Annotated in this window: 5 protein-coding genes, 3 rRNA genes and 1 pseudogene; all 9 read right to left on the bottom strand. The window is 62.1% G+C overall.

Annotation, left to right across the window (positions count from 1 at the left end; translation table 11 throughout):
- Positions 1-12: 12 nt before the first annotated feature.
- Positions 13-129: ribosomal RNA gene (gene rrf / locus E3O23_RS03890) — 5S ribosomal RNA — on the bottom strand.
- A 130-nt stretch (positions 130-259) separates the two neighbouring features.
- Positions 260-3,384: ribosomal RNA gene (locus E3O23_RS03885) — 23S ribosomal RNA — on the bottom strand.
- 479 nt (positions 3,385-3,863) lie between these two features.
- Positions 3,864-5,382 (bottom strand): 16S ribosomal RNA (locus E3O23_RS03880).
- Together the 16S, 23S and 5S rRNA genes form the textbook arrangement of a ribosomal RNA operon.
- A 601-nt stretch (positions 5,383-5,983) precedes the next feature.
- Complete coding sequence (gene ahcY / locus E3O23_RS03875) at positions 5,984-7,462, bottom strand: adenosylhomocysteinase (RefSeq protein WP_134488357.1); 1,479 nt, start codon at positions 7,460-7,462, stop codon at positions 5,984-5,986.
- Between the two features lie 104 nt (positions 7,463-7,566).
- Complete coding sequence (locus E3O23_RS03870; RefSeq protein WP_134488355.1) at positions 7,567-9,024, bottom strand: amino acid permease; 1,458 nt, start codon at positions 9,022-9,024, stop codon at positions 7,567-7,569.
- A gap of 287 nt (positions 9,025-9,311) precedes the next feature.
- On the bottom strand, positions 9,312-10,388 hold the full coding sequence (locus E3O23_RS03865) for an aspartate-semialdehyde dehydrogenase (RefSeq protein ID WP_134488353.1): 1,077 nt from the start codon (positions 10,386-10,388) through the stop codon (positions 9,312-9,314).
- 46 nt (positions 10,389-10,434) lie between these two features.
- Positions 10,435-11,712, bottom strand: coding sequence for an aspartate kinase (locus tag E3O23_RS03860; protein ID WP_134488351.1), 1,278 nt, complete (start codon positions 11,710-11,712; stop codon positions 10,435-10,437).
- 141 nt (positions 11,713-11,853) lie between these two features.
- On the bottom strand, positions 11,854-12,453 hold the full coding sequence (gene recR, locus E3O23_RS03855; RefSeq protein WP_134488349.1) for a recombination mediator RecR: 600 nt from the start codon (positions 12,451-12,453) through the stop codon (positions 11,854-11,856).
- 3 nt (positions 12,454-12,456) lie between these two features.
- A pseudogene (locus tag E3O23_RS18005) lies at positions 12,457-13,137 on the bottom strand (hypothetical protein); the annotation flags it as partial.

The raw sequence follows: 13,137 nt of genomic DNA, 5'->3' as shown, positions 1-13,137 counted from the left end.
TTTCTAAGTTAAGTCCGGCGGTGTCCTACTCTCCCACAGGGTCCCCCCTGCAGTACCATCGGCGCAAAGAGTCTTAGCTTCCGGGTTCGGAATGAGACCGGGCGTTTCCCTCTTGCTATAGCCGCCGAAACACTTTTCGATGTTTCGAACCTATATTTTTAGTTATAGAGCCCGGTGTCTATAAGACACGTGGGGCGTTGTTCTCGACCGTACATCGAGAACCACATAGTGGACGCATAGCAGCTTATTCAAACTGAGTGTTATCAAATTATCGGCTTATTAGTACCGGTCAGCTTCAAGAGTCTTTAGTCCTCTCTTCCACATCCGGCCTATCAACGCAGTAGTCTAGCTGCGAGCCTCTCCCCCGAAGGGATGGAAATCTCATCTCGAAGCCGGCTTCCCGCTTAGATGCTTTCAGCGGTTATCCGTTCCGAACGTAGCTAATCAGCGGTGCTCCTGGCGGAACAACTGACACACCAGAGGTTCGTCCATCCCGGTCCTCTCGTACTAGGGATAGATCTTCTCAAATTTCCTGCGCGCGCAGCGGATAGGGACCGAACTGTCTCACGACGTTCTAAACCCAGCTCGCGTACCGCTTTAATGGGCGAACAGCCCAACCCTTGGGACCTACTCCAGCCCCAGGATGCGACGAGCCGACATCGAGGTGCCAAACCATGCCGTCGATATGGACTCTTGGGCAAGATCAGCCTGTTATCCCCGAGGTACCTTTTATCCGTTGAGCGACAGCGCTTCCACAAGCCACTGCCGGATCACTAGTCCCGACTTTCGTCCCTGCTCGACTTGTCAGTCTCACAGTCAAGCTCCCTTGTGCACTTACACTCGACACCTGATTGCCAACCAGGTTGAGGGAACCTTTGGGCGCCTCCGTTACTTTTTAGGAGGCAACCGCCCCAGTTAAACTACCCACCAGGCACTGTCCCTGAACCGGATTACGGTTCGAAGTTAGATATCCAATATGACCAGAGTGGTATTTCAACGTTGACTCCACCTGAACTAGCGTCCAAGCTTCACAGTCTCCCACCTATCCTACACAAGCCACACCGAACACCAATACCAAGCTGTAGTAAAGGTCACGGGGTCTTTCCGTCCTGCTGCGCGTAACGAGCATCTTTACTCGTAATGCAATTTCGCCGAGTTCGCGGTTGAGACAGCTGGGAAGTCGTTACGCCATTCGTGCAGGTCGGAACTTACCCGACAAGGAATTTCGCTACCTTAGGATGGTTATAGTTACCACCGCCGTTTACTGGGGCTTAAATTCTGAGCTTCGCTTGCGCTAACCCTTCCTCTTAACCTTCCAGCACCGGGCAGGCGTCAGTCCGTATACATCGTCTTGCGACTTGGCACGGACCTGTGTTTTTAGTAAACAGTCGCTTCCCACTGGTCTCTGCGGCCTTCGAACGCTCCAGGAGTAAATCCCTTCACGCCTCAGGCCCCCCTTCTCCCGAAGTTACGGGGGCATTTTGCCGAGTTCCTTAACCACGATTCTCTCGATCTCCTTAGTATTCTCTACCTGATCACCTGAGTCGGTTTGGGGTACGGGTGACTTGAACCTCGCGTCGATGCTTTTCTTGGCAGCATAGGATCACTGATTTCGCCCTTACGGGCTACCCATCGGGTCTCAGGCATCGTGAACGACGGATTTGCCTATCGTTCGCCCTACATCCTTAGACCGGGACAACCATCGCCCGGCTCAGCTACCTTCCTGCGTCACACCTGTTAATACGCTAACCGCACCAGCATAGGGTCGTGCGCTAGGCCCACCCCCGCAGCCCGAAGGCGTTGGTCAGTGGGATTCAGACACTTAGCATTACTGGATTAGCTTGGACGGTTCTTCATCAGTACGGGAATATAAACCCGTTGTCCATCGACTACGCCTGTCGGCCTCGCCTTAGGTCCCGACTTACCCAGGGCGGATTAGCCTGGCCCTGGAAACCTTGATCTTTCGGAGGACGGGTTTCTCACCCGTCTTTCGCTACTCATGCCTGCATTCTCACTCGTGTAGCCTCCACGGCTGGTTTACACCGCCGCTTCGCTGGCCACACGACGCTCTCCTACCCATCAACACGGCTGAACCAACCACACAAGGTGGCGGCTTACCAAAAATATTAATGCCACAACTTCGGTGGCGTGCTTGAGCCCCGTTACATTGTCGGCGCGGAATCACTTGACCAGTGAGCTATTACGCACTCTTTCAAGGGTGGCTGCTTCTAAGCCAACCTCCTGGTTGTCTGTGCAACTCCACATCCTTTCCCACTTAGCACGCGCTTTGGGACCTTAGTTGGTGGTCTGGGTTGTTTCCCTCTCGACGATGAAGCTTATCCCCCACCGTCTCACTGCTGCGCTCTCACTTACCGGCATTCGGAGTTTGGCTGACGTCAGTAAGCTTTTGGGCCCCATCGGCCATCCAGTAGCTCTACCTCCGGCAAGAAACACGCAACGCTGCACCTAAATGCATTTCGGAGAGAACCAGCTATCACGAAGTTTGATTGGCCTTTCACCCCTATCCACAGCTCATCCCCTCCATTTTCAACTGAAGTGGGTTCGGTCCTCCACGACGTCTTACCGTCGCTTCAACCTGGCCATGGATAGATCACTTCGCTTCGGGTCTAGGACATGCGACTGAATCGCCCTATTCAGACTCGCTTTCGCTACGCATTCCCCTCTCGGGTTAAGCTCGCCACATATCACTAACTCGCAGGCTCATTCTTCAAAAGGCACGCTGTCACCAGAACATGCTGGCTCCAACGGTTTGTAAGCAAACGGTTTCAGGTACTATTTCACTCCCCTCCCGGGGTACTTTTCACCTTTCCCTCACGGTACTTGTTCACTATCGGTCATGTAGGAGTATTTAGGCTTATCAGGTGGTCCTGACGGATTCACACGGGATTTCTCGGGCCCCGTGCTACTTGGGATACTCTTCGGGCGATTGCTGCATTTCGACTACGGGGTTCGCACCCTCTATGACCAGGCTTTCAATCCTGTTCGTCTATACAACGTTCTAACCCTCACTGTTCGGCAGAAGCAGCAGAAAAGTCCCGCAACCCCGACCATGCAACGCCTGCCGGCTATCACACATGATCGGTTTAGCCTCATCCGGTTTCGCTCGCCACTACTAACGGAATCACTATTGTTTTCTCTTCCTGTGGGTACTGAGATGTTTCACTTCCCCACGTTCCCTCTACCCGCCCTATATATTCAGGCGGGAGTCACCAGGTCACCTTGCGGGCCTGGCGGGGTTTCCCCATTCGGAAATCCTCGGATCAAAGTTCGTTTATCAACTCCCCGAGGCTTATCGCAGATTACTACGTCCTTCTTCGGCTCTACATGCCAAGGCATTCACCGTTTGCTCTTAGAAATTTGAAATCACATGAGTTTGAATCGATTAAGTGTCGCGAATAAATTCGCGACCGAAATTGACCAATGATCAACGCATCACACCCCCGAAGAGGCGATATCTGCGTTGGTCTTTGTAATTTGCTGCCCGAAGGCAGTCAAATTTAAGATGCTCGCGTCCACTGTGTAGTTCTCAAAGTACGGGCGGTACCCTCGCTCATCCCCGAATGATGGGAACAAGAAAAGGTCCAGAAGGAAAGGTTCAGGCCGGCTTAGCCGGCTTGTTCCGGTCCCTCAGGACCCAACAGCGTGCGCATGCAAACCCGCCAGGACCAACCCGTTCCATCTGAGCGTTGTAAACAACGCTGCAGAGTACTGAGATCGAACCGTTTGGTTCTGCATCAATGTCAATGTTCCACCCATGAGCGCCACCGGAAAACGTGTGTTTCCGAAATGGCTTGGCACCTGTGATCTCCCTGTATACCGGGGAGAGGTGCTGTGCTCCTTAGAAAGGAGGTGATCCAGCCGCACCTTCCGGTACGGCTACCTTGTTACGACTTAGTCCTAATCACCGATCCCACCTTCGACAGCTCCTTCCTTGCGGTTAGGCCACTGGCTTCGGGTGTTACCGACTTTCATGACTTGACGGGCGGTGTGTACAAGGCCCGGGAACGTATTCACCGCAGCGTTGCTGATCTGCGATTACTAGCGACTCCGACTTCATGAGGTCGAGTTGCAGACCTCAATCCGAACTGAGACCGGCTTTTTGGGATTCGCTCCACCTTACGGTATTGCAGCCCTTTGTACCGGCCATTGTAGCATGCGTGAAGCCCAAGACATAAGGGGCATGATGATTTGACGTCATCCCCACCTTCCTCCGAGTTGACCCCGGCAGTATCCCATGAGTTCCCACCATTACGTGCTGGCAACATAGGACGAGGGTTGCGCTCGTTGCGGGACTTAACCCAACATCTCACGACACGAGCTGACGACAACCATGCACCACCTGTATAGAGACCTTGCGGGGCGACTGTTTCCAGCCGTTTCCTCTATATGTCAAGCCTTGGTAAGGTTCTTCGCGTTGCATCGAATTAATCCGCATGCTCCGCCGCTTGTGCGGGCCCCCGTCAATTCCTTTGAGTTTTAGCCTTGCGGCCGTACTCCCCAGGCGGGGAACTTAATGCGTTAGCTGCGACACGGAGACCGTGGAATGGTCCCCACATCTAGTTCCCAACGTTTACGGCATGGACTACCAGGGTATCTAATCCTGTTCGCTCCCCATGCTTTCGCTCCTCAGCGTCAGTTACGGCCCAGAGATCTGCCTTCGCCATTGGTGTTCCTCCTGATATCTGCGCATTCCACCGCTACACCAGGAATTCCAATCTCCCCTACCGCACTCTAGTCTGCCCGTACCCACTGCAGGCCCGAGGTTGAGCCTCGGGTTTTCACAGCAGACGCGACAAACCGCCTACGAGCTCTTTACGCCCAATAATTCCGGACAACGCTTGCACCCTACGTATTACCGCGGCTGCTGGCACGTAGTTAGCCGGTGCTTTTTCTGCAGGTACCGTCACTTTCGCTTCTTCCCTACTAAAAGAGGTTTACAACCCGAAGGCCTTCGTCCCTCACGCGGCGTTGCTGCATCAGGCTTTCGCCCATTGTGCAATATTCCCCACTGCTGCCTCCCGTAGGAGTCTGGGCCGTGTCTCAGTCCCAGTGTGGCCGGTCACCCTCTCAGGCCGGCTACCCGTCGTCGCCTTGGTGAGCCATTACCTCACCAACTAGCTGATAGGCCGCGAGCTCATCCTTGACCAAAATTCTTTCCACCCCCAGGAGATGCCTCCGAGGGTCGTATCCGGTATTAGACGTCGTTTCCAACGCTTATCCCAGAGTCAAGGGCAGATTGCTCACGTGTTACTCACCCGTTCGCCACTGATCCAAGAAGCAAGCTTCTCTTCACCGTTCGACTTGCATGTGTTAAGCACGCCGCCAGCGTTCGTCCTGAGCCAGGATCAAACTCTCCGTAAATGTTTGATTGCCAAGCCACCGAAGTGACCGGNGAATGGGCGAACAATCTGCAAGTTTGAAACTGACAGAACAAATCATTACTGACTTGCTTTGTTGTTTAAATGTTTTCCAAAGGAATCTCTTCCGCGGTACCCCCTAGAAAGGAGCCCTACGACCGAGGTTTTTGGCATTTGACATTGTGCACGCTGTTGAGTTCTCAAGGATCGGACGCACCCAGGTTCAGGCCGCGCTGTTTGATCAGCACTGCGACTTTCGTTCTGGGGCAACCTGTCTAACTTAGCTCACCGTTTAGACCCTGTCAAATCGAGCATTTCGCGTTCCCAGCGGTGAAAACACACGCCAGAATCGTGACTCGAACCTGATGGATCGGCCTGGTGAGCCGAAATAATCTTAGGCTTCCAAACACGTTCCTACAAGAGGAATTTGTGTGCTGTAGTGACTGAGATCTGGTCCCACTTGAGGCCGGGAAGCGCTGCGGCTTTCCGCACCTTTGGGGTACGTATAGATACATTACGGCGGTCCGGGGCAGCCGTCAAAAGCACCGTCGTTTCGGGCGTGTCTCGCCCTTCCGCGGCTATCTGCCGGCGCGCTTTCCCGCCGTTTAGTAGCGGTAGTGGTCGACCTTGTACGGGCCCTCGATGGGCACGCCGATGTAGGCGGACTGTTCGGGGGTGAGCAGGGTGAGTTCGACGCCGAGCGCATCGAGGTGCAGCCGGGCGACCTTCTCGTCGAGGTGCTTGGGCAGCACGTACACGCCGACCGGGTACTTCTCCGGGTAGCAGTAGAGCTCGATCTGCGCGAGCACCTGGTTGGTGAACGAGTTGCTCATCACGAACGACGGGTGTCCCGTGGCGTTGCCCAGGTTCATCAGGCGCCCCTCGGAGAGCACGAGCACACTGCGTCCGCTGGGCAGGCGCCACTCGTGTACCTGCGGCTTGATCTCGACCCGCACGGCGCCGGCGAGCGTCTCGAGCGACGCCATGTCAATCTCGTTGTCGAAGTGGCCGACGTTGGCGATGATCGCGAGGTGCTTCATCCGGAGCATGTGCTCGGTGGTGATGACGTTGAAGTTGCCGGTGCCGCTGACGAAGATGTCGACCTGCGGGGCGACGGATTCGATCCGGGCGACCTGGAAGCCGTCCATGGCCGCTTGCAGGGCGTTGATCGGGTCGATCTCGCTGACGATCACCCGGGCGCCCTGCCCGCGGAGGGCCTCGGCGGCCCCCTTGCCGACATCCCCGTAGCCGGCGACGAAGACGACCTTGCCGCCGATCAGCACATCGGTGGCCCGGTTGAGGCCGTCCGGCAGGGAGTGGCGGATGCCGTACTTGTTGTCGAACTTCGACTTGGTGACCGAGTCGTTGACGTTGATCGCGGGGAAGAGCAGCTGCGAGGCGGCCGCCAGCTCGTACAGCCGGTGGACGCCGGTCGTGGTTTCCTCCGTGACGCCGGCGATTTCCGCGGCGATCCCGGTCCAGCGATCCGGCGACTCGGCGAGCGACCGTCGGAGCGTCTCGAGCACGACCTTGTACTCGTGGCTGTCGGAATCGGACGGCGCCGGCACCGCGCCGGCCAGTTCGAACTCGCGGCCCTTGTGCACGAGCATCGTGGCGTCCCCGCCGTCGTCGAGGATCATGTTCGGGCCGGTCCAGGTCTCCCCCGCCGCCGCGGCTTCCGCGGTCCAGTCGAAGATCCGGTCGGTGCACCACCAGTAGTCGTCGAGGGTCTCGCCCTTCCAGGCGAAGACGGGGACGCCGGCCGGGGCATCCGGGGTGCCGGTGGGGCCGACGGCGATCGCGGCGGCCGCGTCATCCTGGGTGGAGAAGATATTGCAGCTCGCCCAGCGCACCTGGGCGCCGAGCGCCACGAGGGTTTCGATCAGCACGGCGGTCTGCACGGTCATGTGCAGCGATCCGGCGATGCGGGCGCCGGCCAGCGGCTTCGTGTCGCCGAATTCGGCGCGCAGGGCCATCAGGCCGGGCATCTCGTTCTCGGCGAGGCGCAGCTGGTGGCGGCCCGCCTCGGCCAGGGTGAGGTCGGCGATCTTGAACGCGGGCGCGGTGGTGGAATCGACAGTCATGCGACCATCTTGCCATCCGCCGTGGCTCCCCACCCCCTCGCGAAAACGCACTCGTGCTCGTTATGACGGGTTCATAACGAGCACAAGTGCGTTTTCGCGGGAGGTTACGCGGTGTGGATGGGGTGGGGTTCCTCGGCCAGGGTGAGTTCGGTGCGCAGCGCGTTGGCCGCGTTGCCGCGGCGATAGCGCCAGACGCCGAAGCCCACGACCACGACCGCGAGGAGCAGCGAGAGCAGGAGCGACTCGCGGGTCTTCTCGAGCACCATCATGCCGACCAGCAGCGCGACGATGCTGGCAATCGCGAACCAGGTGAGGTACGGGAACGCCCACATCCGGAGGGAGAGCTTCTCCACCTCGGCCTTGTCCATCCGGCGGCGGAGCACGAGCTGCGACGTCGCGATGACGAGCCAGACGAAGAGCGCGATCGCGCCGGAGGTGTTGACGAGGAAGAGGAAGACCGTGTCGGGGGCGATGTAGTTGAGCCCGACGGTGACGAAGCCGACGATGGTCGAGGCGAGCACGGCGCTCCGCGGCACGCCTCGCCTGGAGATCTTCGACCAGCCCCTGGGTGCGTCCCCGCGGGCGGAGAGGGTGAACAGCATCCGGCTGGCGGTGTAGAGGCCGGAGTTCAGGCAGGACAGAACACTGGTCAGCACGATGACGTCCATGATCGTGCCGGCGCCCGGGATGCCGAAGAGTTCGATCACGGCCACGTAGGGGCTCTTGGCCACGGACGCGCTGTCCCAGGGCAGCAGGGTCACGACGATGGCGATCGAGCCGATGTAGAAGATCAGGATGCGCCACACGGTGGAGCGCACGGCCTTCTTGACGGCGTCGACCGGGTGCGCCGATTCGCCGGCGGCGATCGTGGCGATTTCGGCGCCGAAGAAGGAGAAGACGACGACGAGCACGCCACCGAGGACGGCGCCGCTGCCGTTGGGGAAGAATCCGCCGTGGCCGGTGAGGTTGCTGAGGCCGGGCGCGTCCACCCCGGGCATGAAGCCGAGGATCGCCGCGACGCCCAGCAGGAGGAAGACGATGATGGCGGCGACCTTGATCGACGCGAACCAGAACTCGAACTCGCCGAACGACTTCACCGAGACGACGTTGGTGAGGGTGAGCAGCACCATGAGCACGAGCGCCCAGACCCACTGGTCGACGCCGGGGATCCAGCGGTGCACGATTGCGGCGCCGGCGGTGGCCTCGATGCCGAGCACGATGATCCAGAACCAGGCGTACAGCCAGCCGATGCTGAACCCGGCCCAGCGGCCGAGGGCCCGGTCGGCGTAGGTGGAGAACGATCCGGTGGCCGGGTTGGCGGCCGCCATCTCGCCGAGCATGCGCATGACGAGGATCACGATGAAGCCGGCGGCCGCGTAGGCCAGCAGGATGCCGGGGCCCGCCTCGCGGATCGCGGCACCGGAGCCGATGAACAGGCCGGCGCCGATCACGCCGGCGATGGCGATCATCGAGAGGTGGCGCGGCTTGAGGCTCTTGGCCAGCTGGTTGCCGCCCGGATCCGCCTGCCTGGCGTCGGTTTCGGTCGTCGGGGCAGAGGCCATGGTGAAACTCCAGTGTTCGCGTGGATCGGCGCCGCGTGACCCGATTGGGGGTCCGGGCGCCGTCGGCCACCCTATGTCACGCGGCGACCGCGAGACAAAAGCGGGCCGCGGGTGGACTCTACGTTCTGCCCTGGCTTGCCCTGGCGTGCCCTGGCTGAACTGCGGAGAAAGTACCTTCATTTGGCGATTGAGGGTACTTTCTCCGCAACTCAACCTGAACTCGTGCGGGGTGCGCGGGCGCGCATACGGAGCGCGTCCGGAGCGTGCGGGTGGCTGGAGTTGTGAGGCTAGGAGGCCGCGGGGGCCGCGGCGAGGAGGTCGGCGGCGACGAGCTCCGCAATCTGCACGGCGTTCAGCGCGGCTCCCTTGCGCAGGTTGTCGTTGCTGATGAACAGGGCGAGGCCGCGCCCGTTCGGCACGCCGGGGTCCTGGCGGATCCGGCCGACGAAGCTGGCATCCTTGCCGGCCGCCTCGAGGGGGGTCGGGATGTCGGTCAGTTCGACGCCGGGAGCGGTCGCGAGCAGTTCTCGGGCGCGCTCGACGCTCAGCGGCTTGCCGAACTCGGCGTTGATCGAGAGCGAGTGGCCGGTGAAGACGGGCACCCGCACGCAGGTGCCGGAGACGAGGAGGTCGGGCAGCTCGAGGATCTTGCGGCTCTCGTTGCGGAGCTTCTTCTCCTCGTCGGTCTCGAACGAGCCGTCGTCGACGATGGACCCGGCGAGCGGGATGACATCGAAGGCGATCGGCCGCGCGTAGATGGCCGGGGCCGGGATGTTCACGGCGGAGCCATCGTGCACGAGCTGCAGCAGGTTGCCGTCCTGGGACGCGACCCGCACCTGGGTCGCGAGCTCGCTGGCGCCGGCGAGGCCGCTGCCCGACACGGCCTGGTACGTGCTGACGATGAGTCGTTCGAGGCCGGCCTCGTCGTGCAGCACCTTGAGTACGGGCATGGCCGCCATCGTGGTGCAGTTCGGGTTGGCGATGATGCCCTTGACGGCCTGCTTGATCGCGCCGGGGTTGACCTCGCTGACGACGAGCGGGACGTCGGGGTCCATCCGCCAGCCGGAGGAGTTGTCGATCACGGTCACGCCGGCCGCGGCGAACCGCGGCGCCTGCGACTTCGACAGCGTGGCGCCGGCCGAGAAGATAGCAACGTCCAGGCCGGTCGGATCGGCCGTTGCGGCATCCTCCACGACGATGTCCTCGCCGCGCCAGGGCAGGGTCGTGCCGGCGGACCGGGACGAGGCGAAGAACCGGATGCCGGCGACCGGGAAGTCGCGCTCCTCGAGCAGCCGGCGCACGACGGCGCCCACCTGGCCGGTTGCCCCGACGACGCCGATCTGGATTCCTGCGGTACTGGTCACTGTGTCTTCCTAACGTGCTGCGGTGGCGGCGGCCTGGTTTGCGGGGCTAGCGGCCGGTGCCGCCGTGGACGACGGCTTCGTTTTCGGCGTCGAGGCCGAAGGCGGTGTGCACGACCCGCAGGGCCTGCTGGATGGTGTCGGCCCGGGTGACGACGGAGATGCGGATCTCGCTGGTGGAGATCATCTCGATGTTGATGCCGGCCAGGAAGAGCGCCTCGAACAGCTTCGCCGAGACCCCGGTGTTGGTGCGCATGCCGCCGCCGACGAGCGTGAGCTTGCCAATCTGGTCGTCGTACTGCAGGTTGGCGAAGCCGACGTTCTCCTGCTCGTTGGTCAACGCGGTCAGCGTCTGCTGGCCCTCCGACTTCGGCAGGGTGAACGAGATGTCGGTGACGCCGGTGGCCACGCCGGAGACGTTCTGCACGATCATGTCCACGTTGGCGTTGGCGCTGGCGACGATCTTGAAGATCTGGGCCGCCTTGCCGGGCACGTCGGGCACGCCGACGACCGTGATCTTGGCTTCGCTCAGGTCGGCGGCAATCCCGGCGATGATCGGCTCTTCCACTGTCTCTCCATTCGGATCCACGAACTCGCTGTTGTAGACGATCGTGCCCTGGTTGTTGTTGAAGGACGACCGGACGTGCAGGGTCACACCGTGACGACGGGCATATTCCACGGCTCGTATGTAGAGCACCTTGGCCCCGCCGGCGGCGAGTTCGAGCATTTCCTCGCTCGAGATCCGGTCGAGTTTGCGGGCCTGGGGCACGACGCGGGGATCGGCGGTGAAGACCCCGTCGACGTCGGTGTAGATCTCGCAGATGTCGGCGTCGAGGGCCGCCGCGAGGGCGACGGCGGTGGTGTCGGAGCCGCCCCGGCCGAGGGTGGTGATGTCCATGGTGTCGCGGTTGAAGCCCTGGAAGCCGGCGACGATGGCGACGGCGCCTCCGTCGAGGGCGTCGCGGATGCGCCCGGGAGTCACGTCGACGATCCGTGCCGAGCCGTGGCGGGCATCCGTGATCATGCCGGCCTGGCTGCCGGTGAAGGAGAGCGCGTCGTAGCCCATGCTCTTGATGGCCATCGCGAGCAGCGCCATCGAGATGCGTTCGCCGGCGGTGAGCAGCATGTCGAGTTCGCGGGGCGCGGGGATCGGCGCGACCTGGTGGGCCAGGTCGAGCAGCTCGTCGGTCGAATCGCCCATGGCCGAGACGACCACGACGACATCGTTGCCCGCCTTGCGGGTGTCGACGATGCGCTTGGCCACGCGCTTGATGCTTTCGGCGTCGGCGACGGATGATCCGCCGAACTTCTGCACGATCAAGCTCACGTAGCACTCCTGAGGTTGGGTTCGCGGGCGCTGAGCCCAAACATCCATCATAAATGCACTTGTATTCTCAGGCCGCCATGTGACGTTCTGGTGACGCGGGCGGGCTGGGTTCGGGCGGCCGGCTCGTGGCCGGCTCGGCCGTCAGCTGGTGACGACGCGACGGCCCTCGAACGCTCGGCCGAGGGTGACCTCGTCGGCGTATTCGAGGTCCCCGCCGACCGGCAGTCCTGAGGCGAGGCGGGTGACGCGGATCTCGAGGGTCGTGAGCAGGCGCGACAGGTAGGTCGCCGTGGCCTCGCCCTCGAGGTTCGGGTCGGTGGCGATGATGACTTCCTGCACGGTGTTGTCGGCGAGGCGCTGCATCAGCTGGCGGATGCGCAGGTCGTCGGGGCCGATGCCGTCGATCGGGCTGATCGCGCCGCCGAGCACGTGGTAGAGCCCCTTGAATTCGCGGGTGCGCTCGATCGCGACGACGTCCTTGGCCTCTTCCACCACGCAGATGATCGCGGGGTTGCGGCGCGGGTCACGGCAGATCATGCAGGTCTGCTGCTCGGACACGTTGCCGCAGATGTCGCAGAAGCGCACCTTCTCGCGCACCTCGAGCAGCACGTGCGCGAGCCGGCTCACATCGAAGTTCTGCGTCTGCAGGATGTGGAAGGCGATGCGCTGCGCGGACTTCGGCCCGATTCCGGGTAGGCGGTTGAGCTCGTCGATGAGTTCCTGGACGATTCCTTCGTACACGGCTTAGTCGTTTCTCGGTCGGACGGCCGGCTCGTGCGCCTGTTCCTCGAGGAAAGTGGCGCCGAGGATCTCGCGGACGACCGATTCGCCGTAGCGCTGCTTCTCGGAGAAGGCGGGGGCGGATGCCTTCGCGGGGCGCTTGGCGGCGGAGGCTACGGGGGCTGCGGAGGCTGCTGCTGTCGGCGGGGTTGCCGAGCCGGCGGGTGCCGCTCCGGACGAAACCTGGGCGGACGCGGCCGGCGCGGCCGATGAGGCACCGCGGTCGTCGTACATCGGGTCTTCCGGCGGGGCGTCGTCGAACGGCGGCGGCTCCTCGTCGAACGGGGGCTCCGGGTCGGGCGCGGACTCCCGTGCGGGGGCTGACTCCCGTGCAGGCGCGGACTCGACCGCGGGGGCGGACCCGGGGATGGCGACCGTCGTCCAGCCGGTGGCGCCGGCCGGGGAGCCGACCGCCGGGGTCGACGCTGCCGCGGCCTGCGCTGCCGGGGCCTGAGCCTGGGGCGCCTGCGTCGCGGGGGACTGAGCCTGAGGCGCCTCAGCCGAGGACGCTGACTGCGCCGGCGCGGCCTTCGAAGCCGGCGCGGACGAGCGCGCGGGCTGCGCGGCCGGCTGCGCGGATGCAGGTGCCGAAGCCGCGGATGCCGCCGCGGGCGGCTCAGCGGCGTTGGGCGGCGTGGCCGGCCG

The sequence above is a fragment of the Cryobacterium tagatosivorans genome (assembly GCF_004402215.1).
GTDB lineage: Bacteria > Actinomycetota > Actinomycetes > Actinomycetales > Microbacteriaceae > Cryobacterium > Cryobacterium tagatosivorans.
The sequence above is the reverse complement of the archived record's forward strand: the minus strand, read 5'-3'. Positions and strand labels throughout refer to the sequence as shown.